The 25363-nt window shown below is 69.8% G+C and carries 19 protein-coding genes and 2 pseudogenes; 16 read left to right on the top strand and 5 right to left on the bottom strand.

Annotation, left to right across the window (positions count from 1 at the left end; translation table 11 throughout):
• Positions 1-63: 63 nt before the first annotated feature.
• Positions 64-2058 (bottom strand): prolyl oligopeptidase family serine peptidase, encoded by a 1995-nt coding sequence (locus OG413_RS27450; RefSeq protein ID WP_266809707.1) that lies wholly within the window; start codon positions 2056-2058, stop codon positions 64-66.
• Positions 2059-2172: 114 nt separating this feature from the next.
• On the opposite strand from OG413_RS27450, the gene OG413_RS27445 reads away from it, so the two are divergent.
• Together OG413_RS27445 and OG413_RS27440 are read left to right on the top strand one after the other, a co-directional pair.
• Positions 2173-3138: an Lrp/AsnC family transcriptional regulator gene (locus OG413_RS27445; RefSeq protein ID WP_266809705.1), complete on the top strand. Its 966-nt coding sequence runs from the start codon at positions 2173-2175 to the stop codon at positions 3136-3138.
• Positions 3135-4442, top strand: coding sequence for a M20/M25/M40 family metallo-hydrolase (locus tag OG413_RS27440; protein ID WP_266809703.1), 1308 nt, complete (start codon positions 3135-3137; stop codon positions 4440-4442). Before OG413_RS27445 ends, OG413_RS27440 begins: the two co-directional genes overlap by 4 nt.
• A 230-nt stretch (positions 4443-4672) precedes the next feature.
• Here OG413_RS27440 and OG413_RS27435 read toward each other — a convergent pair whose 3' ends face one another.
• The 3 genes from OG413_RS27435 to OG413_RS27425 all read right to left on the bottom strand — a co-directional run bounded on the left by OG413_RS27435 (position 4673) and on the right by OG413_RS27425 (position 6831).
• Positions 4673-5101, bottom strand: a complete 429-nt coding sequence (locus OG413_RS27435) for a Dabb family protein (RefSeq protein ID WP_266809701.1) — start codon at positions 5099-5101, stop codon at positions 4673-4675.
• Complete coding sequence (locus OG413_RS27430) at positions 5098-5613, bottom strand: TetR/AcrR family transcriptional regulator (RefSeq protein WP_266809699.1); 516 nt, start codon at positions 5611-5613, stop codon at positions 5098-5100. Before OG413_RS27430 ends, OG413_RS27435 begins: the two co-directional genes overlap by 4 nt.
• A gap of 456 nt (positions 5614-6069) precedes the next feature.
• A complete protein-coding gene (locus OG413_RS27425; protein ID WP_266809697.1) occupies positions 6070-6831 on the bottom strand; it encodes a DeoR/GlpR family DNA-binding transcription regulator in 762 nt (253 codons plus the stop codon).
• 90 nt (positions 6832-6921) lie between these two features.
• On the opposite strand from OG413_RS27425, the gene OG413_RS27420 reads away from it, so the two are divergent.
• From OG413_RS27420 to OG413_RS27385, 8 genes and pseudogenes are all read left to right on the top strand, one after another.
• Positions 6922-8136 carry an MFS transporter gene (locus tag OG413_RS27420; RefSeq protein ID WP_266809695.1) on the top strand — a complete coding sequence of 405 codons (1215 nt, stop codon included), beginning with the start codon at positions 6922-6924 and terminating at the stop codon, positions 8134-8136.
• An 82-nt stretch (positions 8137-8218) separates the two neighbouring features.
• On the top strand, positions 8219-9220 hold the full coding sequence (locus OG413_RS27415) for an LLM class flavin-dependent oxidoreductase (RefSeq protein ID WP_266809693.1): 1002 nt from the start codon (positions 8219-8221) through the stop codon (positions 9218-9220).
• 40 nt (positions 9221-9260) lie between these two features.
• On the top strand, positions 9261-9890 hold the full coding sequence (locus OG413_RS27410; RefSeq protein ID WP_266809691.1) for an HAD-IA family hydrolase: 630 nt from the start codon (positions 9261-9263) through the stop codon (positions 9888-9890).
• 957 nt (positions 9891-10847) lie between these two features.
• Entirely contained in the window at positions 10848-11888 is a 1041-nt protein-coding gene (locus tag OG413_RS27405) for a TSUP family transporter (RefSeq protein WP_266809690.1), read from the top strand.
• A 597-nt stretch (positions 11889-12485) separates the two neighbouring features.
• Positions 12486-12776, top strand: a complete 291-nt coding sequence (locus OG413_RS27400; RefSeq protein ID WP_266809688.1) for a hypothetical protein — start codon at positions 12486-12488, stop codon at positions 12774-12776.
• A 649-nt stretch (positions 12777-13425) separates the two neighbouring features.
• A pseudogene (locus OG413_RS27395) lies at positions 13426-13779 on the top strand (hypothetical protein).
• A 50-nt stretch (positions 13780-13829) separates the two neighbouring features.
• Positions 13830-14077: pseudogene (locus tag OG413_RS27390) on the top strand (inositol-3-phosphate synthase); the annotation flags it as partial.
• Between the two features lie 73 nt (positions 14078-14150).
• The gene (locus OG413_RS27385; RefSeq protein ID WP_266809686.1) at positions 14151-15416 is read left to right on the top strand and encodes an MFS transporter; all 1266 of its coding nucleotides are present in this window, start codon (positions 14151-14153) and stop codon (positions 15414-15416) included.
• Between the two features lie 118 nt (positions 15417-15534).
• Here OG413_RS27385 and OG413_RS27380 read toward each other — a convergent pair whose 3' ends face one another.
• A complete protein-coding gene (locus OG413_RS27380) occupies positions 15535-16095 on the bottom strand; it encodes an AAA family ATPase (RefSeq protein ID WP_266809684.1) in 561 nt (186 codons plus the stop codon).
• 689 nt (positions 16096-16784) lie between these two features.
• On the opposite strand from OG413_RS27380, the gene OG413_RS27375 reads away from it, so the two are divergent.
• From OG413_RS27375 to OG413_RS27350, 6 genes are all read left to right on the top strand, one after another.
• Positions 16785-18197 carry a serine hydrolase gene (locus tag OG413_RS27375; protein ID WP_266809683.1) on the top strand — a complete coding sequence of 471 codons (1413 nt, stop codon included), beginning with the start codon at positions 16785-16787 and terminating at the stop codon, positions 18195-18197.
• Positions 18194-19231, top strand: coding sequence for a dipeptidase (locus OG413_RS27370; protein ID WP_266809681.1), 1038 nt, complete (start codon positions 18194-18196; stop codon positions 19229-19231). Before OG413_RS27375 ends, OG413_RS27370 begins: the two co-directional genes overlap by 4 nt.
• 120 nt (positions 19232-19351) lie before the next feature.
• The gene (locus tag OG413_RS27365) at positions 19352-21469 is read left to right on the top strand and encodes an ABC transporter ATP-binding protein (protein ID WP_266809679.1); all 2118 of its coding nucleotides are present in this window, start codon (positions 19352-19354) and stop codon (positions 21467-21469) included.
• Positions 21470-21536: 67 nt separating this feature from the next.
• The gene (locus tag OG413_RS27360) at positions 21537-22487 is read left to right on the top strand and encodes an ABC transporter permease (protein WP_266809677.1); all 951 of its coding nucleotides are present in this window, start codon (positions 21537-21539) and stop codon (positions 22485-22487) included.
• Positions 22484-23419 (top strand): ABC transporter permease, encoded by a 936-nt coding sequence (locus tag OG413_RS27355; RefSeq protein ID WP_266809675.1) that lies wholly within the window; start codon positions 22484-22486, stop codon positions 23417-23419. The genes OG413_RS27360 and OG413_RS27355 overlap by 4 nt, the downstream gene beginning before the upstream one ends.
• Before the next feature lie 62 nt (positions 23420-23481).
• Complete coding sequence (locus OG413_RS27350; protein WP_266809673.1) at positions 23482-25341, top strand: ABC transporter substrate-binding protein; 1860 nt, start codon at positions 23482-23484, stop codon at positions 25339-25341.
• Positions 25342-25363: the final 22 nt, after the last annotated feature.

The raw sequence follows: 25363 nt of genomic DNA, 5'->3' as shown, positions 1-25363 counted from the left end.
ACGAGTGGCGCGGCCCGGCGGGGGCGCTGACGGTTCCTGCGAAACATGGCGGCGCGGGCCTTTCTAGGGACTGTCGAGAGGAAGGTGGGTCCGGAACCAGTCCAGGAGCCGCTCATGACGGTCGAGTCGCCGGTCGAAGCGCCCGGTGCCCTGATAGAGGTGGCTGGACTCGGGATAGAGCACATAGCGGACGGTCCGGCCGAGCCGCCGCAGCGCCAGGAACAGCTGCTCGTTGTCGGCGGCCGGGCAGCGCAGGTCGTCCTCGGCCTGGAGCATCAGCAGGGGGGTGCGGATCCTGGCGGCGAGCCGCAGCGGGGATGCCTCCCAGAGGCGGGCCGCGCCCTCGTCGTCGAGGGGGTCGCCCATGCCGGAGGCTGTTCCGTAGGACGGGCCGATGTCGCAGTTCGCCCAGGCGGAGACCTGGTTGCTGACGCCGTTCTCGGCGACGGCGGCGGCGAAGCGGTCACCGGTGGCCACCAGCCAGTGCGTCAGGAAGCCGCCGTAGGAGAGCCCGCAGACCCCGATCCGGCCGGCGGTTGCCCGGCCGGTGGCGAGGAGGTGGTCCACCGCGGCGTGGACATCCTCCGAGTCGGCCCGCCCCCAGGCCCCGTGCAGCCCGCCGACCCAGGCACTGCCCCGGTCGGTGGAGCCGCGCGGGTTGGGCATCGCCACCCGGTAGCCGGCGCAGGCCAGCAGCAGGGCTTCGATGTTCGGCAGCGGGCCCCACTGATTGGTGGGTCCGCCGTGCAGGGACACCACGGTGGGCAGGTCGTCGGACGGGTCCGCACCGGGCGGATGCAGCAGATGGACGGTGACCGGACCGCCCGGTCCGGGTGCCTCCACCCGCTCCACGGCAGGTGCGTCCAGGCCCTCCAGCCAGGCGGAGCCGAGCGTGGTGAGCCGACGGGCGGTACCGTCCGCGTCCAGCGCGTACACCTCGGGGGCGGCGATCCGCCCGGCGGGCACCAGGACGGCGGCGGTCAGCGGGCCGTGCCGGGCGAGTGAGCCGACGACGGTACCGGGCCCGGTCAGCGGCTGCCCGGTGATCAGGTCGTACGGGCGTACGCCACCGTCGTGGGCGATCCCCGTCACCTCGGCGCAGTCCTCGGCCTCGGTCCACCAGTCGTGCAGGTCGCTCTCACCGCACAGCGCCCCGACCCACTGGTCGCCGCACCCCGGCAGCAGGCGAACGGGACGGTCCGCCGCCGGGTCGGCGTGGAATGCCTGCGGAGGGTCCTGGTCCCTCGGACCGGTCCGGGACCGGCCGATGAGCGTGAGTGTGCCGTCCGCGCGCACATGGTGGCGAACCACACCGCCGCCGAGCGCGGTGACCGGGCGCAGCGGCCCGCCCTGCGTCACCGCGTGCACCTGCGGGCAGGGGGCGAGGTCCGCGTCGGGTCCGGGGTCGGCGAGCACGTACACCGTGCCGTCCGGACCGGTACGGGGCCGGGCGACCGAGCGGGGTCCCGCGGTGAGCCGCCGGGCCGCGCCCGTGATCTCCACGCGGTGCACATGGCGGGGGTGCAGCAGCAGTCCTTCGCCGTCCAGGCGCCAGCCGGCCCGCTCCAGCACCCGGCAGGTCGGCTCGCCGTCCGTGCCGTCCGCGGATTCCCGCTCACCCGTGCGGTACGGGGTGCTCTCGCGCCGCTCCTCGGGGGCCTGTCCGTCCTCGGCGAGGACGGCGAGCCAGCCGCCGTCCGGGCCCCAGTCGAAGTCCTGGACTCCGCGGGGGAAATCCGTCACACGGCGAGGTGCTGACGTCCCGGCCGGTTTCAGCAGATACAGCTGCCCGTCGCGGAGGAAGGCCAGGGTCCGTCCGTCCGGGGAGAAGCGAGGCCGGGTGTCGCACCACGGGCCGTCGGTCAGCGGGCGGGCCGGGCCCCCGGCGTGCGGCACCGCCCACAGGCCGATCCGGTCCCGTCCTGCGACGACCGTGCGGCGGGTGAACACGACCGGGCCGCCCTCGGCCGCGGAGTGGACGGCCAGCTGCCCGATCGCCACCTGCGTGTGCAGCCGCCCCGGAGTGAACCGGCCGCGCGACGGGGTGGATATGCCCATCGGTGCGCTCCTTCCCTCGGTTTGTCGTTGGGTGGCGCACAGCTTGCCAGTACTTCAATTTTCAGACAAGAGTTCTCTTGAAATTTATGGAATAAGACATCTAAGGTTTCCAGCATGATGGAAACAGACAGCCTCGATCGGCGGATCGTCGCGGCACTCCAGATCGACGCCCGGGTGCCCTACGGCCTGCTCGCCCAGGCCCTGGGGGAGGTGGAGCGCACGGTCGCCCGCCGGGTCCAACGGCTCGTGGACGCGGACGCCCTGCGCTTCACCGCCTTCGTGGACGAACTGCGCACCGGACTCGGACAGACGGTCAGCCTGCGGGTCGAGGTGGATCCGGGGAGCGCCGACCACGTCGCCGAGGCACTCGCGCTGCGGGCCGACACCCGCTGGGTCGCCGTGGTCACCGGCGACGCGGACGTCTCCTGCGAGCTGCTGGCGGACGGCCGGGCGGCGCTCCACCAGGTGACGTCCCACGAGCTGCCGTCCATCACCGGGATCCGCAGCACCCGCAGCTACCCGGTCCTGCGCCACATCAAGCCCACCACCGCCTGGCACGCCGAGTATCTGACCCCGGAGGAGGCGGAGGCGGTCACCGCGGGTGCGCCGGCCGTCCCCTACCCCGGTGCCCCCGTCGAGATGCAGCCCAGCGACCACCGGCTGATCGAGCTGCTGGTGGAGAACGCCCGCTACAGCTGGGTGGAACTCGCCGAACGCCTCGGCGTGGTCCCGGCTACCGCCCGGCGCTGGACCGAACGCCTGCTGGGCAGCGGTGCGGTGGCGCTGCGCGCCGAGATCGAACCCGAACTCCTCGGCTACGGCGTCGAGGCGGAACTGTGGCTGGAGACGGTCCCCTCCGCCATAGAGCCGGTCGCCGAGGCCCTGGCACTGCACCCGGCGGTCCGCTACTGCGGGGTCGTGGCCGGTACCCAGGCGGTCAACGTCCTCGCCGTACTGCCCGCCATGGACGACCTCTTCGCCTTCCAGGTCGAGGTCCTGGGCCGGCTCCCCGGCCTGGTCCGCTGTGAGGCGACCCTGGTCACCCGGGCCCACAAGCGCGGATTCGTGGCCAAGCGGTGAACCCCGACACCCGGGACGCGGTCGGTCTCCTCACCGACCTGCTTCGGATCGACACCTCCAACCCCGGTGACGGCAGCGGGCCCGGTGAGCGCCGGGCGGCGGAGTACGTCGCGGAGAAGCTCGGCGACGCCGGGCTCGCCCCCGTCTATCTGGAGTCCGCGCCCCGGCGCGGCAATGTCGTTCTGCGCATACCGGGCCAGGACCCCGCTCTGCCCGCCCTGCTGGTCCACGGCCATCTCGATGTGGTGCCCGCCGACCCGTCCGAGTGGTCCGTGCCGCCCTTCGCCGGGGAACACCGGGACGGTGAGATCTGGGGCCGGGGTGCCATCGACATGAAGGACATGGACGCGATGATGCTCGCCCTGGCCCGCTCCTGGGCCGCCACGGGCCGGCGTCCCCGCCGGGACCTGGTGTTCGCGTGGATGGCCGACGAGGAGGCGGGCAGCGCGCTCGGTTCCCGCTACCTCGTCCAGCACCACCGGGACCTGTTCGAGGGCTGCGCCGAGGCCATCAGCGAGGTCGGCGGCTTCTCGGTGGAGGCCGGCCCGGAGCGCCGCCTCTATCTGATCGAGACCGCGCAGAAGGGGCTGCACTGGCTCCGCCTGGTCGCGGAGGGCCGGGCCGGGCACGGCTCGATGCTGCACACCGACAGCGCGGTGGCGGAACTGGCCGGTGCGGTGGCCAGGATCGCCGCCCACCACTGGCCGCTGGTGCTCACCCCCACCACCCGGGCCTTTCTCACCGAGACCGCCGAGGCGTTCGGTGTGCCCTTCGACGCCGACGATCCCGATCCAACACAGGTGCTCGACTGCCTCGGTCCGCTGGCCCGCCTCATCGGCGCCTCCTTCCGCCACACCGCCAACCCGACGCGGCTGACTGCGGGATACAAGACCAATGTGGTGCCCGGCCGCGCCACCGCGGAGGTCGACGGACGGTTTCTGCCCGGCCTTGAGCACGAGTTCGAGCGGACGCTCACCGAACTGGCCGGACCCGGGGTCCGGCTGGAGACCATCGAACGAGATGTCGCGGTCTCCGCTCCCTTCGAGACCCCGCTGGTGGCGGCCATGACGCAGGCCCTGCTCGGCGAGGACGAGGGGGCACGGACCGTCCCGTACTGTCTGGCGGCCGGGACGGACAACAAGTCCTTCGCCGGGCTCGGCATCACCGGCTACGGCTTCGTCCCGAGACGGCTGCCGCCGGGGCTGGACTTCTCAGCACTCTTCCACGGCGTCGACGAACGCGTACCGGTGTCGGCCGTCGACTTCGGCATGCGAGTCCTCGACCGGCTGCTCATCCACTACTGACCGGGCATCACGGCGACGAGACCGCCGGGATCACCACAGCGGGGTGCACGGGTGACGGATCGGCAGGCGCGCGCCGGGTTGGGAGGAGTACCGCTTCACGATTTCACGGTGAGCTTTCGCGGCGGTCGTTCACCTCGGTGCGGTGCGGTACTTCCGGCACGACAGCTGAGCTTGTTCCTTGAGGTCCCGATGATCATCGCATCGGGACCTCAAGGAACACGGGACAGCCCTCAGTGTGCGCTGCAGGAGTCGGTGGAGGTCGGCGCGCCGCTGCCGGTGCAGGAGGGGAGGTCGGCCACCAGCTTGGTGAGGGCGGGGTCGCCGGCGTAGCGTCGCGCGTGCAGGTCGGCGATCTTCTGGGCGATGTCGGGGTCGTCGCTGTGGGTGGTGTCGTACGAGACGAAGGACTCCAGCAGCGGCAGACCGATCCGGTCGGTGTGGGCGTGTGAGGGCGCCATCAGATACTCCCAGTACCCGTCGAGATCCTCGATGAGGAAGACAGCGCCGTACTCGAACTCGCCGCCGATGTCTCTGCCGACGACGTACCGTGCGACCGCGTCGATCGACTCGCCCTGGTTGCGCAGGCCGGCGAGGGCCTCCTCGCGCTGTTGGGCGGTGACAGTCGTCTTGAAGGTGAAGCGGTTGTGGTGATAGATCATTTCTCCCTCGATCGACCCGATGCTCGCGAGGCCGTGCAGCGTGCCCCACAGCAGGTCGCAGGCGTCCTCGATACTGGTGGGCTCGGCCGCGGTCCCGGCCGCCCACGCGCGATGAGGTGCCTGGTGAAGGCGATCACGTCGACGGCGGCACGGCGGGTGGAGGCGTCGACGTCCGTGCCGGGTGCGCCCGACATGAGTTGGTACAGGCTGGGCCGTGACCGGGCGAACTCCAGGTATGCGGCCGCCGCCAAGTGCGGTCCCCGTGACGCCGGTTCGCCGGCCACCGCGGCCCGCATCCGCTCCGCCAACTCACCGTTGACCCGCACCAGCAGCGTGTGCAGTACGGCCTCTTTGCTCGGGAAGTGCTGGTAGATCACCGGCGCGCTGTAGCCGATCTCGGCGGCGATCCGCCGGATGGTCACCGCCCGCCAGCCCTCGGTCTCGGCCATTCGGCCCGCCGCCTCCAGGATCTCGGCGAACGTCCGCTGACGTACCTCTTCCCGCTTCCCCACCACAAACCCCTAACGATGTTAGAAAATCTAACTTCGCTAGCATTCTGCGCGTTTCCCGAACCTGTCGAGCCGGCACGGCCAGAGGCGTCAGCGGGACCTGGAGCGCAGGTCGAGCTCGTTGAGGTAGCGGCGGGCCCAGCGCGTCGCCGCGCTCGGCGAGCGATGCCGACAGGGCGATCCGACCGGTGGCGGGGCCGTCGGTGAACTGCTCCGGGATCGGTGGAGGCTCCATACGTTGACTGCGGCCGCCAGTTGCGTCTGGTTTTGAGCTTGACCCTTGATGTTCGACCTGGCCCCGTGGTCACGGCCGCCTGGACACCGGCCAGTTGCGGGACCCGCCGGCATCCCTGCCATTGCCCGGTTTCGACGTGCGGGACGCGGGCGGCGCCGCGCCGGCTCTCCGTGGGGGCCGCACTGGCACTCGGCGGGGGCCGCGCAGGCCCCCCTGGCACCTCGTCAGACGGTCCTGACGACGGTGCCGGCCGCTTCGAGTGCGGTCACCTCGTCGGCAGGCGCGGTGGTGTCGGTGACGAGGGTGTGCAGGAGCGTGGAGGGGCCGACGTAGGCATGGGCGGTGCGGTCGAGTTTACTGCCGTCCGCGGCGACGACGATGCGGCGGCTGGAAGAGATGCCCGCCTTCTTCACCGCCGCTTCGTCGAGGTCGTAGGCGGTCAGGCCCTCGGCTGCGCTCAGGCCGCAGCAACTGATGATCGCGGTGTCGAAGCGCAGCGCCGACAGGGAGGCGAGCGTGAGGGGGCCGGTGAGGGCTCCTTCTGCGGCGCGAGGGCGTCCACCGGGCACCATCAGCGTGGTCGGGCCCGGGGAGTCGCCGAGTGTGTGGATGGCCTGCAGGGACAGGGGCATCACGGTGATCGGCCGTTGACGGAGGCAACGGGCGACCTCCAGGCAGGTGGTGCCGCTGTCCAGGAGGACGGTCTCGCCGTCGGCGATGAGTGAGGACACCTCGGCCGCGATCCGGCGTTTGGCGTCGACGGCCTCGTGGGCGCGCAGCGCGAAGGGCGGCTCCTCGCCCCTGAGCAGCAGGGTGCGTGCTCCGCCGCGGACGCGTTCGAGGGCGCCCTGTGCGGCCAGTGTGTCGAGGTCGCGCCGGATGGTCATCTCCGAGGCGCCGGTCAGCTCGGCGAGTTCCTGGACCGTGGCACTTCCCGACTCCCTGACGGCCCGGGCGATCAGCCTGTGCCGGTCTGTGTTGCTCATACCGCGATTGAACACCACTCCAAAACAAACAATCAAACTGTTCATGGGCTGGCTTTTCGAACACTAAATCTGTTTGTTACGGTGGGTGGCATGGAACGCTCACTCCGATCCGCCCGCGTGGCGAACTTCGTCTACTTCGCCCTGTGCGGCACCCTGATCGGCACCTGGGTGGTGCACATCCCCGCCATCGAGGAACAGGTGGGCATCAGCCACGCCACACTGGGGAGCCTGCTGGTGCTGCTGGGCCTCGGGGCCTTCGTCGGCATGCGGGTGGCCGGACGCCTGGCCGACCGCCTCGGGGCGAACGTGGTGCTCGCCATCGGAGGAGTTCTGTCCAGCACGACCCTGGTGCTGCCCGGCCTGTCCCCGAATCTCTGGACGCTGGCGGGTGCCCTGCTGGTCTTCGGCTTCTGCAACGGCTGCCTCGACGTGAGCATGAACGCCCACGCCGTGCACGTGGAGAAGGCGTACAACCGGCCGATCATGTCGGCCTTCCACGCCATGTTCTCCGTCGGCGGTGTCATCGCCGCACTCGTCGGAGTGGGCACCGCGAGCGCCGGCCTGAGCCCGTCCCTGGGCATGGCCACCGTGGGAGCCGCCGGCATCGTGATCGCACTGGTGTCGGCACGGGCTCTGCTTCCGACCGCGCCGCCCACCACCACCGCGGCCGGCCAGCAGGCACGCGCCGGGAAGCGGCGCAAGCCCCCCAGGCGGATCTGGACGCTCGCCGTCCTGGCGGCGATGGTCATGCTGGCCGAGGGAGCCGCCAACGACTGGAGCGCGCTGCACCTGAAGGACATCCTCGGTGCGCCCGCGAGCACCGCCGCCTTCGCGTACGGCACCTACGCGGCGGCGATGACCACCGGACGGCTGCTCGCCGACCGCATAGCCGGCCGGTTCGGGCCCATGGCGGTCCTGCGCTACGGCGCGGCCACGGCCGCCGTCGGGATCACGATCGTGGCTGTCACACCGTGGATCTGGGCCGCGTTCGCGGGCTGGGCGCTGTTCGGCCTGGGACTGTCCGGCTGCGTACCCCAGCTGTACAGCGCGACCTGGCGCGTCGACCCCTCCGCCGCCGGGGCCAACGTCTCCCGCGTCGCCGGGCTCGGCTACCTCGGCATGCTCTCCGGCCCCGCCGTCATCGGCTGGCTGACCCATCTCGTACCGCTGAACCACGCCTTCCTGCTGCTCACCCTGCTGTGCGCGATATCCGCCACGGCTGCCGGAGTCCTGCGTACCGGATCCGGCCGCACGCGCGAGACAGTACCGAGCGGTCACCGACCGCCTGTGCGGCACGACGCCTGACACCGTGCCGCACAGGCTCTCGCCCACCCCGGCCGGACGCCGGACCGGTGAAAAGGAACCCACCATCAGAAGGAGCCCTTTGATGCACGAGACAGACACCACCCCTGACACCCCCGCCCGCGGCCGTGTCGGAGTCATGCTGCCCCGCGACCTGCCCGTCCAGGACGTGCTGCCCTACGCCCGGCGAGCCGAGGAACTGGGATTCGACCAGATCTGGGTCGTGGAGGACCTCGGCTTTCGCGGCGGACTCGCCCAGGCCGGCCCCGTCCTCGCCAGCACCACCCACATCACCGTCGGTATCGGCATCCTGCCCGCCGGCGCCCGCAACGTGTGTTTCACCGCGATGGAACTGGCCACCCTCGCCCAGCTCTACCCCGGCCGGCTGATCGCCGGCATCGGCCACGGCATGCCCCACTGGATGCGCCAGGCAGGGGCCTGGCCCGCCAGCCCCCTGACCCTGCTCAAGGAATACACGACCGCGCTGCGCCTGCTCATGCGCGGCGAGCCCGGCCCGACGGACGGCCGGTACGTGCGCTGCGAAGGCGTCGTCCTCACCGAGACCCCCGACATCGTCCCGCCGGTCATCCTCGGCGTCCGCGGCCCCAAATCGCAGGCGGCCGCGGGCGAGGTGGCCGACGGCCTCCTCCTGGCCGAGCCCGCCGGCCCCGCGTACATCGCCTCCTCGCTGCGGCACATGGGCAACGCTTCCAACGCCGACGGCCGCGAAATCGTCAGCTACGACAACGCTGCCGTCGATGACGACGAGGACGCCGCGCTCAACCGCGTCCGCGACGGCCTCGGCGCCATCGGCGAACCGGACTGGGCCGCGCACATCGACCCCCTCCCCTTCGCCACCGAGCTGCGCGCACACCGCGCCGCGTGCGCCGACGCCCAGCAGTTCACCCGGACCATGCCCGCCGCCTGGATCCGCGAGCTGAGCATCGCCGGCACCCCCGACCAGGCACGCGCGGCGATCAACGCCCGCCACGCGGCAGGCGCCACCAGCGTCGTCCTGACCCCCACCGGTCCGGACGCCCTGGCCGCCCTCGACTCGCTCGCCCGCGCCCTGAACCCCCGCCACTGAACCCACATCCACATCCCTTGGACCCGGAGGAAGACCCACCATGTCCACCGACCGACGCATCGTGCTGTTCGACCTCTACGGGGTCATCGCCCGCTACCAACGCCCCGGCGCCCTGGCGAAGATGGCCGCCCGGTGCAACGCACCCGCAGACGTCTTCGCCGAGGCCTACTGGGCCTGCCGCCAGCCCTACGACGCCGGGCGGTGGTCCGCGTCCGAGTACTGGACGGCCGTACTGCGGTGGCTCTCCCGCACCGCCGACACCGACACGGTCGAGGAGCTGCGGCGCACGGACATCGACAGCTGGTCACGCGTCGACCGCCGTATGGTCGGCTACGCGCGTTCCCTGCGTGACGTCGCCGAGGTCGCCCTGCTGTCCAACATGCCCTCCGACCACGCGGACGCCTTCCGCGCCGCGCACCCCTGGCTGCGCGACCTGGACCACGTGGCGTTCTCCGGAAAGATCAACGCGGCGAAGCCGGACCCGGCGGCGTTCTGCCACTGCGTCGTCGCCATGCGGGCCGCCCCCGCCGACTTCCTCTTCGTCGACGACCGCGACGAGAACGTACGCGCGGCGCAAGCCATCGGCATGAACGGCCACGTCTTCACCGGACTCGACGAACTGGCGGCAACCGTCGACACCTGGCTGCCGGCCGGCGGCCGTACGTCGTGATCCCGCGCCGTTGGGCCTCGGAGCCCACCGGCCGCCCAGTACACAGGGCCCACCGGCCGCCCGGTACACGGGGCCGACCCTGCCCGTCGCAGTCACCAACGGGGGCTGTTCCGGCAGGGCAAGCGGTGGGCGGCCGGAAGGGGATCATGGTCCGACGAGGTGTTTGCACGCGAGGCGACCGCGCAGGTCACCGACCGTGATTCCGCTGCAACCGCCCCCTGCCCCGCAGCCGAACCAGACACAGAACCTGACGAAGCATTACTACGCTGCCGGATCCTGGCGGCGCAGCAGGACGGAGCAGGGATGGCGTCGCGCGGCTCCCATGCGATTCCGTGCCGCCTCTCGCGCACGATGCCATGGGTGCCCCGTCGACTGGGACACGGTGCCATCCGCCGAGAAGGACGACAGCAGCGAGGTGCCTTCGCCGACTTCTTGGCGGGGGCCGAATGCCTGTTGGCTGCTCTTGTGTTCGCCCAGATCCGGGTGAATGGAGTGGTTAGCCTCTTCGTCCGCAGCGCCCCCCGCTTTGTGCGCGCGTCCAGGATGCCGATGTCTCGAAGGTGCCCAATCACGCGGGCCACGGCAGCCTGACCGCTGCCGAGCCTGTCGGCACGCCTTACCTGAGTGTCTGCGTACCGATCCGAGTGCGCCGCCGAGTACAGATGTATGCGCACCGTTTGGGCGCCAACTGAGCCTGGAAGAATCGGGTCACTCCACGGGCACGATGATCTGGCCGGACCGACAGGCGCGTCGCTGTATCCCACGGGTGCTGCGCACTCCGTGTGACCAGTCGGCCCGTACGGCTCCGCGGACGATCCGACCGCGGAGCGGCCGGTCGTCACCCTTCTCGCATCTTGCGCACCTGCGGCGTCCGGGGAACTCGGCCCACTTGCCTGACGACTGGTTCGACAGAGGGGCGTCCCCCCTGGGACGCCGCGTGCGACGAAGGGAAAAGCGGTGTCGGGAAAATCTGGGCTTCCTCGGGTGCTGGTGGTCAACACCGTGCTCGCCGGAGTGGTGTGGCTGATCTGGGCCGTGGTGTGGGGTGCGCGCTACTTCGAAGTCCTCGCCCAGGACTGGCGGGTGGCGGTGACGATGGTGTTCGGGTCGCTGGTGGGCGGCGGAACGAGCGAGGGCGGCGGGGCGATCGCCTTCCCTGTCATGACCAAGGTGCTGGCCGTCCCGCCGGACCAGGCGCGGATCTTCACCTTCGCCATCCAGTCCATCGGTATGACGGCCGCATCGCTGTCCATCCTTCTGTGCCGGGTACCGGTGGAGCGGCGGGTGGTGTTCTACGGCTCGGCCGCCGGGGCGGTGGGGGTGGTGCTGGGCGTGACACTGCTCGCCCCGCTCGTACCGCTGCCCACCGTGCGCGCACTGTTCACCATGTTGCTGGTGGCGCTCGCCGTAGCACTCGTCGTCCAGCTGCGGCAGCGCGGCTACCGGCGCAACGCCACCATCCCCGTGTGGACGGGGCGCGAATTGCTGCTGGTCGTGGTCGCCGGGTTCGCGGGCGGTGTCGTCAGCGGAGTGGTCGGTGTGGGAGAGAACTGCGTGATGTTCCTGCTGCTGGTACTGCTGTTCCGGGTATCGGAGAAAGTTGCCACCCCGACGACGGTGGTGATGATGACCGTGGTGTCGATCACGGCGTTCCTCACCCACGTATTCGTCACCAGGGACTTCACAGGGCCGGTGGTCGGTTACTGGGTGGCCGCGGCTCCGATCGTCGCTGTCGGCGCCCCGCTGGGAGCATGGATCTGCACCAACCTGACACCGCTCACGATTCGGGGGGTCCTCTTCGTCCTGATCGGTGCGGAACTGGCCAGCACCGTCGTACTGGTGCCGTTCACTCCCGGCATGGTCATGGCCAGCGCGATCACCCTGGTCCTGGTCACCGGCCTGTGCCTCCTGCTCGTCCGGCAGGACCGCTACGCCACGCTGCCCGCAACACCGAACGAACGCGTCCCGGCCGGTGCTGTCGGTGGGTCGGTGCCGTGACGCCGGGGTGTGTGAACAATCGAGCGCCGCAATGCCGGACGCCGTTCCTCGGCCGGTCTGTTGGCTGATGAGAAGCCCCTGCGGCGACCACAAGAAACGGAAGGCCGGCGGAGGGGCTTCTTTTGCTGAGACGGAGCAATTCCGTCGGCACACCCTCTGCTCAAAAGTGCGGACGACGTGTGGGCTGTGAGGTCGACGGTCTGCGACACCTCTGGCATCCCGCAGGGCAACCCCTACATCGTCAAAGGGGTGGATACCAAGTCCCTGGACGTCCGCCCCTTGGACGGCGGGTACGACAAGTCGCCCGCCAACCATCGTGCCTGGGTCGAGCGAGGAACGTTCTTCCACCTCTCCAGCAACCCGCAGCATCAAGTGGTCCGGTGCCGTGAGCGCGTTCGGAGTGAAGCTGGGCGGGTCGACGCAGTACGACCGCGACCACAAGCAGCGGACCACCGCCGGCAACAAGACCAACGCGAGACATGACATCTGGGGAAAGAATGACAAGGTCTCAGGCAAGCCCGGTGTCTTCTACTCGTTCTGGAGCACTCGCGCTCCTCGCCTTCCTGGCACTGGCCGGCTGCTCCCCGGGGGAGCGGCATGGCCGGCGCGGTCGAGGCGAGACCGGGCACGGCACTGGCCGGCGACGGCACCCAGTCGAGTGGGGTCGTGGGCACCGAGAACGCCCGGGTGGGTGAGGTCTGGTACTTCGCCCTGCCAGTGCCGCACAACACCTCCTCGCGTTCCATCGAGATCACCGATGTCGCCCTCAAGCACATCCCTTCCGGGATCGAGGTGCTGGAGTACGGCGCCTACCACCTGGAGGACGCCGGTGGGCTCCCGCTACTCGCGGACAGCGGGGGACCGCACACCCCCGACTTCGGAAGCTGAAGAACTACGCGCTCAAGCCGGTCAAGGTCGAGGCCGGAGAGGAGAGCGACATCTTCTACCTGGCCAAGCTGAAAATCACCGCACCGCCGAAGGACTCGGTCCGCTGGTGCCGCTTCGACTACCGCCAGGCCGGCCAGGCATACAGCCAGACCATGGACTGCGAAGTCGAGCTGAAAACCGCCGAGTAGGCGCGTCCACACATATGGCCGCCGAGATCCCGGTGCCCCGCACACCCGGCAGGGCACCGGGAGCCAGGCCACGCCCGGAGACACGGGCACACCGCACTTCCCTCCAAGCCGATGCCGTACCAGCTGTGGACCAGCGGACCGGATATGGTCGGCCCGCCGTTCAAAGCCCGCCGGAATACCCGTCCCGGGCATTCGGGCAGTCATGCCGGATCAAACGGGACCTGTCGAGACCTCCGGTCCGACACCTGTAGCCCACCCCGCGCCTCCGGACAGTGCCGCTGGCGCCCATCACGCGGCCCGGCCGGGTTTCCGGAGGTTGCGGCGTGCGGCAGAAGCACAAGACACACTGAGCTTTTTGAGAGTGGCCGCCGCTGGGGTGGCGGGGGCGAGGACGCGACGCACGAGGCCCGTGCCGTTGAGGGAGGTATTCGACGTCTCAACTCATCAGCGCAGGCACCTTGTTGGTTTCCCGTCCTGCCGGACTCGACCTGCCCCATGCACCGGCCGAGTGGATCACCATGCTCATCGTCACCCGCGAGGGTGACCGCCGCCGCAAGCTCCCGCCGCACCAACGCGCGCTCGCCGGTCTGGTGTAGCTGCGCGAGCACGAACCGGAGTACGTACTGCTCGACGGGACGCTCGCCGAGTGCGACCGTGTGGGCGACGGCCGGGCCGACCACTCGCACAAGCGCCATCGCCTCGAACGCTCCATGGCACTACTGAAGTCCTGGCGAATCTTCCGAAGATCCCGGATCGGCCCCCACCGCATCACGTCAGTCGCCAAGGCCGTCCTCGCCCTGGAGAGGCAACGCTGAAAACGCCCGGTCGGTGACACCCCGGATCGGGCGCGGCATAGGCAGGGGACAACGTGCGCATCGGGCCGTCGGACCATGCGCCGTGGTTCGCCGACCGTAAGTGGGCGTACGCACGCCTGGAGGGAGGCGCGTTCGGCGACGTACCGCTCGCTGTCTCTGGAGTACAAGCTGGAGGTGTGGGATTCACCGAACTCCGCGGGTGTCATCATCGACGCCGTCCGCGCGGCCAGGTTCGCACTCGCCGGGGCGTGGGCGGCCGCTGCCCGCCCCGTCCTCGTACTCCATGAAGCCGCCTCCCCGACCCCGGGCGGCGAGCACATCAGTGAACCACCGGCCCCGTATGGGGACCGACGAAGAAGGGGACACCTGTGATGTCCGATCCTGCCACCCTGGCGACCGAGTCCGTCCGCGAACGGGACTTCCGCCTGCTGTGGATCGGCAGCGGTATCAGCCAGCTGTGCGGGATGGCGACGGTGGTCGCCTTCCCGCTGCTCGCGTCTCAGACGCTGGGCGCCTCTGTCGGTGAGGTCGGCCTCATCACAGCAGCGGGGTATCTGCCTTGGCTGATCCTCACTCTGCCGGCCGGCGTGTACAGCACACGGCTGCCCCCGCGCGTCGTACTGCTGCTGGCCGACCTGAGCCGCGCGGTGATCGTGACCCTCGTACCGGTCCTGTCGGTCACCGGCCATCTCGCCCTGTGGCATCTGTACCTGTCCAATGTGCTGGTCAGCTGCGCGACCGTGTTCTACGAGATCGTGTATCTGTCCATGCCGCCACGGATGCTGCCGAAGGACAAGCTCGTCTACGGCAACATCCGCCTCCAGATCGCCCGCGCGGTCTCCCTGGCCTTCGGCCCGACCGTGGCGGGCTTCTCCGTGCAGGTGGTCGGTCCCGAGAGCGCGCCCCTGCTCAACTCCGCGGGGTTCGTCGCGTCCGCCACCTGCAATCTGCTGATGCGCTCCCACATCCGTTCCGCCAGGAGCGCGACCCGCGCCTCGGGTCTGTGGGCCGAACTCTCCGAGGCCGCCCGGTTCATCGCCAGGCGGCCGGTGATACTGGCCTCGATCGCCGGCTCGGCGGTCGGCAATTGCTGCTTCGCCGCCTACGAGGCGCTCGTCGTCATCTTCCTCGCCCATGACGTCGGCATCACCCCGGGCACCCTGGGCATGCTGCTCGGGTCGGTCGGCGTCGGTGGTCTGATCGGCGCGTTCAGCGCGGGCAAGGTCAGCGGATGGCTGGGCACCGCACGCGCCGTGTGGCTCCCCGCCGCCGTCCTGGCTCCGACGGGTCTGCTTCTGCCGCTCACCCAGCGGGGCGCGGGGCTGCTGCTGTTCCTGTGCGGCGCCCTGCTCTTCCACGCCGGGTTCTCCATCTTTACGGTCGGCCAGGCCACCCTCGTCCAACTGCTCACCCCACTCGATCTGTTGCAGCGGACAGTGGCCTGCGTACGGTTCGTCAGCCGCGGGATGCTCTTCTTCGGCGGACTGGTCGGCGGCGGACTGGGCAGTCTGTTCGGCCCCCGCCTCGGACTGACCGTCGTGATGCTCCTCTGGCTCACCGCTCCCCTCATCACCGCGTCCTCACGCCTACGGCTCTGGCGGGACATCCCCACGCGGGACGATCCCACCTTGGAGTGACCGCATGGCTGAGACGCTCCATATCGGTCATCACCACCATCGGTTCCGGGTCGTCCGGTGCGGGACCCCGGTGGGGGCGCTCGCACCGAACTTCCGGCGGGGCGTCACGACCGTACGGTCAGCTTCCCGGCCGGTTCGCCAGGACCGCGTCGACCGTCTCCTCCAGCGTCAGCTCAGAGCTGTCGAACCACTCCCCTTCACCTGCGATCTCCTTGCGCAGTGCGTCATCCAGGAACGACCAGTCGTCGGCGAGCACCTTGTCCCGCTCGGCGACCCGCCGCGAGACCACGTCCGCCGACGGGGCCAGCACGATCAACCGCAGTGGCAGGTCCCTCAACTGCTCCCGGTAGAAGTCCAGATGGGCACGGCGCACCACCACGTCGTCCACGACCGGGATGACCCCGGCAGCGTGGAAGCTCCGCGCCAGCACCGACGCGTTGCGTGCCCGCAGCAGCAACTGGCGGTCCGCCTCCACGTCCTCCTCCGGCGAGGGCGAACGCCCACCCGACACGAGGAGGTCCTGGAGGTGGTCGCCCTCGATGTGCGCGCCGAGGGGGAACCGACGGGCCAGGCCGGCCGACACCGAACTCTTACCGGACCCCGGAATACCGATGACGAGAAATACATCGGATGCGGGTTCGGTGTCGACGACTTGGCCCTGGAACGAGGTTTCCGGCATGCTTCCCCTACTCCTTCATCGCATTTATCAAGCAACGGTCCAATATTGTCACAACGATCGCAGCCACTATCGACGATCCATCCGATCCCATTCCCGCACACAGGAGCGCTTATGCCGATCGACGGTGCGCAACGCCCGGCGATCACGGCGGGACCGTCGAGGGGCTGTCGTTCTTCGCCGCCAAACCAGACCGCCTGATGCTTCGTTGGGGTGCACGCCTCCTCGACCACTACGACGACCCGTCACCCGCACCGACGCCCAGCGCGTGAAGCACGGTGTCGAAGAACGTCCAGTGCCGGGTTCCGGAATCCCATGCCCACCCGACGAGCTCACGGTACAGCGCCATGACATTTCACCTTTCGACACCTCGCACCCGATGGCGAAATAAAATGCGGTGACAAAACGCGTATTCCATGAGAGGGGGCGGATAAATGATTCACGCATTGCCGGCCGACGCGGGCGGCGCCCTGTTCGACAACATCACGGAGGAGACGCCCTTCATACGGAACCGCGGGCTGAGACGCGGGAGGGCCTGAGAGGCCGCGTCGTCACAAGCCCGCTCCCCTCCCGTCGAAGCCGCCCGGTTCGGCCAGTCGCACCAATGCCGGGGACGCATGTGGTGGGAGTGGACGAAGAGGGCGGTTTCCGCACGTCCTAAGCTCCTGCGCAGTCGAGCAGGGAGGAATGCCGTGCAGAAGCTGAACGGGTCGGATCAGCTGAACAAGCTGGAGGAGGTCGGTGCCTGGCTGCGCCGCCGGTTGCCGGATCTGCTCGTCGAGAGCCAGGTGCCCGGGGCAGCCGTGGCGGTCCAGGCCGGTGACGCATGGGTCGAATCCGCGGCCGGTGTGCTGAGCACGTCCACCGGGGTCGACGCCACCGTGGACTCGCTCTTCCAGATCGGGTCGATCACCAAGGTGATGACCGCGACGCTGGTCATGCAGTTGGCCGACGAGGGGCGACTGGATCTGGACGCTCCCGTACGGGACGTCCTGCCGGAGTTCCGGATCGCCGACGAGGAGGCGGCGCGCGGGATCACCACGCGGCAGCTGCTGAGTCACGTCGCGGGTTTCGAGGGGGACATCTTCACCGACACCGGCAAGGGTGACGACTGCCTGGAAAAGTACGTGGGCGTCCTGCGGGACGTGCCGCAGCTCTTCGGGCCGGGCACGATGTTCTCGTACAACAACGCCGGGTACTGCGTGCTCGGGCGGATCGTCGAGGTGCTGCGCGAGGAGCCGTTCGACGTCTGCGCCCGGCGGCACCTGTTCACTCCGCTGGGTATGAGTCACACCGCGAGTGACCCCTACGAGGCGATCGTCCACCGCACGGCGGTGGGTCACATCGAGAAGGTGCCGGGGGCGCCGCTCGAACCGACGCCGGTGTGGGCCCTGGCACGCTCGAACGCACCGGCCGGATCGATGCTGGCGATGCCCGCGCGCGATCTGCTGGCCTTCGCCCGGACGCACCTCGCCGGAGGCCGGGGCCCCGACGGGGTGAGCGTGCTCGGCCCGGAGACCGTCCGGGCCATGCAGCGGCCGCAGGTCACGCTGCCCGACATCGACCAGGGAGCCGCCTGGGGGCTCGGCTGGGAGCTCTTCGACCTGTCGGGCCCCACGGTCATCGGACACGACGGGAACACCATCGGTCAGTCAGCGTTCCTGCGCCTGGTGCCGGAGCGGGGTGTCGCGGTGGCGATCGTCACCAACGGCGGCCTGTCACGGCGCGTGTACGCGGAGATCGCGGGCCGGGTCCTCGGTGAACTCGCCGGGGTCGGTCTGCCCGCCTCGCCGGTGCCGGACCTGGGCGCTCCTGTCGCGGAGACGTCCCGGTACGTCGGTACGTACACGTCCAGCACCGCCGAGACCACGGTGAGCCGGGACACCGCTGGGCGGCTGTGGCTGGAGCGCACGCCCCGGGGAACCGTCGCCGAACTGGACGAGGCGCCGTACCGCACGGAGTTGGTCGGCAGGCGCGGTGACACCTTGATCCCGGTCGAGCCGGAGCGCGGGGTCCACGCGCCGCTCGCCTTCCTCGGTGACGACGGGCAGGGACGCGCGCTGTATCTGCACACCGGCCGGGCCGAGCGGCGGGCGGAGCGATGAACGAGCTGCACCGACGCGCGATCGTGGCGGACCTGCACAACGACCTCCTGTGTGCGGTGGTCGCCCGGCCGGTGGACCGCTGGGCGGAGTTCTTCCGGGAGCGCTGGCTGCCGCAGTTGCGGGCCGGCGGGGTGAACCTTCAGGCGCTGCCGGTGTTCGTCGAGGATCCGTACCGGCCGGAGGGCGCGCTTCGCCGCACGCTGCGCATGATCGAGGCGGCACACCGGCTCGCGGCCGGCAACGCCGATGCCGTCACACTGTGCACGGACGGGGCCCAGGTCGACCGGACGCTGGCCGAGGGCCGGATCGCCCTGGTGCTGGCACTGGAGAGCGCACCCGGCGTGGGCGAGGACGTGGAGCTGCTGGAGACCCTGTTCCGGCTGGGGGTCAGGATCGCGTCCCTGGCCCACTTCGGTCGTACCTCCCTGGCCGACGGCAGCGGCGAGGACGCGACGGGCGGCAGGCTGACCCGCTCCGGGGTCGCGGCGCTGGCCGAGATGGAGCGCCTCGGCATGCTCTACGACATCAGTCATCTCGGCGCGTCCGGGGTCGAGCACGTCCTGGAGCTGTCCTCACGGCCGTTGATCGCCACACACTCCGGCGCACGGGCGCTCTTCGACCACCACCGCAACCTTGACGACGCGCAGATCCGGGGCGTCGCCGCGGGCGGCGGAGTGGTGTGCGTGAACTTCTTCGCTCCGTACCTGCACGAGAGCGACTACTCGATCGGCCGGCTGATCGACCACATCGAGCACATTGCCGGGGTGGCGGGCATCGAGCACGTCGGGCTGGGTCCCGACTTCATCAAGGAAGTACTTGCCGACACCACTCCCCCGTGCTGCGAGTTGGCCTTCGTCGAGGGAGTACCGGCCGACGCCTATCTTCCCGGGCTCACGGGTCCGGCGGGGCTGCCGCTGGTCACCGACGCGCTGCAACAGCGGGGGTGGCCGGAGCGCGACATCGTCGCGGTTCTGGGGGAGAACGTACGGCGCCTGCTGCGGAACGAACTGGGCCGGCCCTCGTCCGCCGGCTGAGCGCCGTGCGCGGCAGGAGATTCCCTTCGTGCGATCGGAACGACGCACACCTGAATGTTCAGTGAACCCGACGAACGACGACTGACGTACGTGTCTCAAAATCGTCGGACGGTCGAGGAGATGGAGAGCCATATCGTGCGCGCGAGCGAGGGTTTTGAGAACGCACGTGAGTCCGCGGACGGCGGCCGGGTGCTGACGATCCGCGATCTGTCGGTCGAGATCCGCCGGGGCGACCGGATCGTCCACCCGGTCTCGGGCGTCGGTCTGGCGCTCGATCGCGGGGAGACCCTGGGGATCGTCGGGGAGACCGGATCCGGCAAGTCCATGACCGGCCTGGCCGTGATGGGCATGCTGCCTGCCGGTGGCCGGGTGACCGGCGGCTCGATCGACTTCGGCGGTACGGAGCTCGTCGGACTCCCCGCGGACCGGTACCGGGCCCTGCGCGGCAACGACATCGCGATGGTGTTCCAGGATTCGATGACGGCCTTGAACCCCACCCGCCGCATCGGCGAACAGGTCGCCGAACCGGTGCGGTTGCACCGGGGCGCGTCGAAGCGGGCCGCGCGCGCACGTGCCGCGGAGCTGCTCGGCCTGGTCGGGATACCGAAGCCCGTCGAGCGGTTGGACGACTATCCGCACCAGCTCTCGGGCGGCATGCGGCAACGCGTGATGATCGCGATGGCCCTGGCGTGCGAGCCGCGGGTCGTCATCGCGGACGAGCCGACCACGGCGCTCGACGTCTCCATCCAGGCGGAGATCCTCGATCTTCTGGACGACCTCAGGTCCCGGCTGGGTATGTCGATGATCCTCATCACCCACGACATGGGAGTGATCGCCCGGCATGCCGACCGGGTGGGCGTGATGTACGCCGGGCGCGTGGCCGAGACCGGACCGACACCAGCTCTTTTCAGCCATACCCGGCACCGCTACACCCATGCGCTGCTGTCCTCGATCCCCTCGCTCACCCAGGACCGGCGCGAGCCGCTCTTCAGCATTCCCGGCACACCACCGGATCTGGCCGCTTCCCCCGCGGGCTGTCCTTTCGCGCCGCGCTGCGCGGCCGCGACGGACCGCTGCCACGAGGAGCGGCCGCCGCTCTCGGTGGAAGAGGACGGGCACACCCACGCGTGCTGGCACCCGGTCGCCACGACAGCGGTCCGTACCGGTTCAGGGGCATCGGCCGTCGCACGGCCCGTCGACTCCCCCGAGGCCCCTGCCGTACACGGGACGACGCCGCGGCTGCGGATCGTCGATCTCAGACTTGAGTACCCGGTGGGCGGACGGAGCCTCCTCGGGCGGCGCCGCACGGTCAAGGCGGTCTCCGGAGTGAGCTTCGACGTGGCGCCCGGTGAGACGTTCGGCCTGGTCGGGGAGTCGGGGTGCGGCAAGTCCTCGCTGGGCCGCATGCTCGTGGCCCTGAACCGGCCCACGTCGGGCGAGGTGATCTTCGACGGTGCGTCGGTGACCGGTATGAGTGCCCGCGAACTCGCGCCGCGCCGGTCCCAGTTGCAGATGATGTTCCAGGACTCCAACTCCTCGCTCGACCCCCGCATGCGCATCGGCGCGATCCTACGCGAGCCCCTCGTGATCCAGGGCATCGGCACCCGCGCCGCCCGGACCGCACGGGCCCGCGAGCTCCTCGGGGACGTGGGACTGCCGTCGGGCGTCCTGGAGCGCTACCCCCACGAACTCTCCGGGGGACAGCGCCAGCGGGTGGGACTGGCCCGCGCGCTGGCCCTGGATCCGAAGGTGCTGGTCGCCGACGAGCCGGTCAGCGCGCTGGACGTCTCCATCCGTTCCCAGGTCCTCAATCTGATGCACCGCGTCCAGCGTGAACGCGAACTGAGCAGTGTCGTGATCTCCCACGATCTCGCGGTCGTGCGGTACCTGGCCGACCGCGTCGGAGTCATGTACCTGGGCAAGTTGATGGAGACCGGCACCACCGAGGAGGTGTACGGGTCCACCGCGCACCCGTACACCGCGGGGCTGCTCGCGGCGGTTCCCGAGGCGGACCCCGCCGCGTCCCGGCCCCGGTCGGGCGGGCGCGTGCGCGGCGAACTGCCCAGTCCCATCGATCCGCCCAGCGGCTGCCGGTTCCGCACCCGATGTCCACTGGCGACCGAGGAGTGCGCGGCGACGGAGCCCGCCCTCACGACCCTCACCGGCACGCACAAGGTCGCCTGCCACCATCCCCTGCGCTCGCCGGCCGCACAGCCCGAGGAGCTCTCCGCACGATGAACCGTCACTCACCACTCCCCCGCATATCAGGCAGACCACGGATCGCCCGGAGAGGAGATGGTCACGCGTGAGCTGGTACGTGGTCCGACGGCTGGCGATCTCCTTCGTCGTCGTACTGGGCATCTCCGCGATGGTGTTCTTCCTGCTGCACGTGGTCTCGGACGACCCGGGCCGCGTGGTCCTGGGACAGCGCGCGTCCCCCCAGGCCGTGGCCGACTTCAACCGGGAGCACGGATTCGACCGGCCGCTCGTCGTGCAATACCTCAGCTATCTGGGCCAGCTCGCCCACGGTGACCTGGGCAGGTCCTACAAGCTCAACGAGAACGTGGGGACGGTACTGCGGCAGAACGCCGGCCGCAGCGCGATGCTTTCGCTCGCCGGCCTGGTCCTCGCGCTGCTGATCGCCGTCCCGCTCGGCATCCTCCAGGCGGTCCGCCGCAACAGTCTCGTCGACCGCGCCACCACGGCGGCCTCCTATGTGATCTACGCGACTCCGTCGTTCCTGCTGGGCCTGATCCTGATCGCCGTGTTCAGCCAGTCCCTGTCGTTCTTCCCTGCCGAGGCGTCCCAGTCGCACTCCACGTGGGTGATCCTCACCGATCCCCGCGCCATGGCCCTGCCCGTCATCACGCTCGCCATCACCAGCGTCGCGATCTTCTCCCAGTACCAGCGCTCGTCGGCTCTCGACCAGCTCGGCCAGGACTACATCCGGGTCGCGCGGGCCAAAGGGCTCCCGGAACGGAGCGTCCTGACGCGCCACCTGCTGCGCAACGCCTGTCTACCGCTGATCACGCTGGTCGGCACGCTCATCCCCAGCCTCCTGGCAGGCAACCTGATCGTCGAGTCGCTCTTCAACTACCCCGGCCTCGGGCTGCTGTTCCTCAACAGCCTGCAGCACGAGGACTACCCGGTGCTCCTCGCCTACACCCTGATCGGCGGCGTCCTCACCGTGGCCGGCAACTTCTTCGCCGACATCGCGGTCGCCGCCGCCGACAGCCGAATCGAGTTGAACAAATGACCTCACGACACACGGACACGGCGGGGGCCCGGGAGGCGGGCGCCACCGCGTCATCAGCGGCCGAACCGGTCGAACCGGCCGACGTGCGCGAGCGGCTCACTGTGAGACCGGTGCTGCGCGCACTGCGGCGCCACCCGCTGGGCCTCGCCGGCGGGCTGCTTCTGATACTCGTCGTCGGGTTCTGTTTCCTCGGCCCCCTGATCTATCAGACCAACCAGACCGACGTGGATCTGGTGAACGCGGCTCTGCCGCCCAGCACCGAGCATCCGCTCGGGACGGACCTCAACGGGTTCGACGTGCTCGGCCGCCTCATGGCGGGTGGCAGGGTGTCCTTGCAGATCGGGCTGCTCGCCGCGCTGTTCGCCACCACGATCGGTACGGTCTACGGCGCCGTCGCCGGACTCGCCGGCGGGGTCGTGGACGGGTTCCTGATGCGGGTGGTCGACACCCTGCTGTCGATCCCCTTCCTCTTCTTCGTCCTGATCCTCTCGGTGCGCTTCCACGCGAACGCCGTGTCGCTGAGCCTGGTCATCGGCGGGTTCTCCTGGCTGGTCTCCGCCCGGCTCGTCCGCGGCGAGGTCCTGACCCTGCGGGTAAGGGAGTTCGTGCTGGCGGCCAGGGTGATGGGGGCCTCCCGCCCGCGGCTCATCCTCACCCACCTGATTCCGAACGCGCTCAGCGTGATCATCGTCGTCATCACCTTCCAGGTGGCCGACGCGATCCTCGTCGTCGCCGCACTGGGCTTCCTGGGCTTCGGCCTGACCTACCCGACCGCGGACTGGGGCAGCCAGCTCGCCAACGGCGCGACGTTCATCTCCGCCGACTACTGGTGGCTGGTGTATCCCGTCGGCATCTGCGTCATCGTCACGGTGCTGGGGCTCAACCTGCTGGCGGACTCGCTCCGCGACGCGGTCGGTCACCGGGCCGGCTGAGGCCGCTCGCCACGACCGTCGCCTCTTCACCCTCTTCCACCACACCTCGCAGGGAGCCATCCATGACACATGTGCCCGGCAAGGCGCGAGGACGCCGCTTCGCGGTGCTCGCCGCCGTGCTCGCCGTACTGGCCACGGCGTGCACCGGCGGCGACCTGGCCAAGGATCTGCGGGGCGGTTACAAGACCCTGCCGAAGGAGTCCGGGAAGCCCAAGGACGGCGGCACGGCCACGGTCGCGCTGACTCCGGGACTCAGCCCCAACTACATCTATCCGTATCCACCGGCGTCCGCCAACGGGACCGTCATCGCCCGGGGGCTCCTGTGGCGCTCCCTCTACCGCCCCAGTGGTGAGGGCGACCGGATCGCGGACGCCGCACTGAGCCTGGCCGAGGCGCCCCGCTACAGCACCGACCGCAAGACCGTGCGCATCAGGATGAAGCACTACTCATGGTCCAACGGCAGGCCGGTCACCGCCGACGACGTCGTCTTCTCCCTGGCCCTGCTGAAGGCCTCGCTCAAGGAGAGCCCGGCCAACTGGAGCTTCTACACCCCGGGGCAGTTTCCCGACGGCGTCACCGCGAAGGCCACCGCGCCGGACGAGCTCACCCTCAGGTCCACGACCGCGTACAACCCGTCCTACCTGATGTCGATGCTGACCCTGCTGTACGTGATGCCCTCCAAGGAGTGGAACATCGCCCGCACCTCCGGGCCGCACCTGGACTACACGCGGCCGAAGAACGCCAAGGCCATCTACACCTACCTCACCAAGCAGTCGGAGTCCCCGACCACATTCGCCGACAACCCGCTCTGGCAGGTGGTCAACGGCCCGTACCGTCTGGGTAGCTTCGACCCCACGACCGGCTCGTTCTCCCTGGTCCCCAACACGTCCTACAGCGGGCCGGGCGGCTCACGGCTCGACCGGGTCGACTTCAAGTCGTTCACCTCCGCCCCGGCGGTCCTCAACCAGTTCAAGGCCGGCAACCTGACCGTCGGAACGCTGGACTCCAGCTTCATCATGCAGATCGACGCGCTGAAGAAGAAGGGCTACCAGGTATACGGCGCCCCGGCGCCCGCCCGGTTCGACCCGCTGGTCCTGAACTTCGAGAACACCACCCACCACTTCGACAAGGTGATCGCGCAGCCGTACTTCCGCCAGGCCCTGCAACACCTGATCGACCAGCAGGGCTACATCAAGAGCCGGGGCGTGTACAACGGTGCCGCCTCCGCCAACTACACCACCGCGGGCGGCGACTCCCCGTACCCGCCCGCGTTCGGTGACAAGGCGCCCTACCCGTACGACCCGGCCGCCGCCGAGAGACTGCTCGCCGACCACGGCTGGAAGGTCGAGCCGGGCGGCGCCACCACCTGCCGACGCCCGGGCACCGGGGCCGACGAGTGCGGGGCGGGCATCCCGCGCGGGCAGACGGTCGACTTCTCCCTCGCCTCCGCGAACACCCCGGCGTACGTCGGCGCCCGGGGCACCGCTTTCGCATCGGAGGCCAAGAAGCTGGGCCTCAAGGTCACGCTCGTGAGCAAGTCGCTCAACTACATGTACACCAACTACGGCAACTCCTTCGCGCCCGCCAACAAGGACAAGTGGGCGGCACAGGACTACGGACCGCTGTACCTGGCTGCCGGATACCCGAGCAGCAACACCGTGTTCAACGCGGGAGGCAGCTTCAATCTCGGCGGGTACCGCGACGCCGAGGCGGACAGGCTGATCGACGCGTCGACGTTCGGGTCGGATTCCAAGGCCTTGTCGGCCGAGGTGACCCACCTCGGCAAGGACCTGCCGGTGCTCTACTTCCCGACCCCGCACACCCTTGTCGTGTGGAAGAACACCCTCTCCGGGCCGCCGGCGTCGTTCCGCTCACTGCTCAGCTTCCTGTACACGCCGGAACTCTGGTACTTCCACAACTGAATGCCGCGCGCGGGAAGGTGGT

This window comes from Streptomyces sp. NBC_01433, assembly GCF_026340105.1.
Classification (GTDB): Bacteria; Actinomycetota; Actinomycetes; order Streptomycetales; family Streptomycetaceae; genus Streptomyces.
Note: the sequence above shows the minus strand (reverse complement) of the source record. Positions and strands in the feature narration are given on the sequence as shown.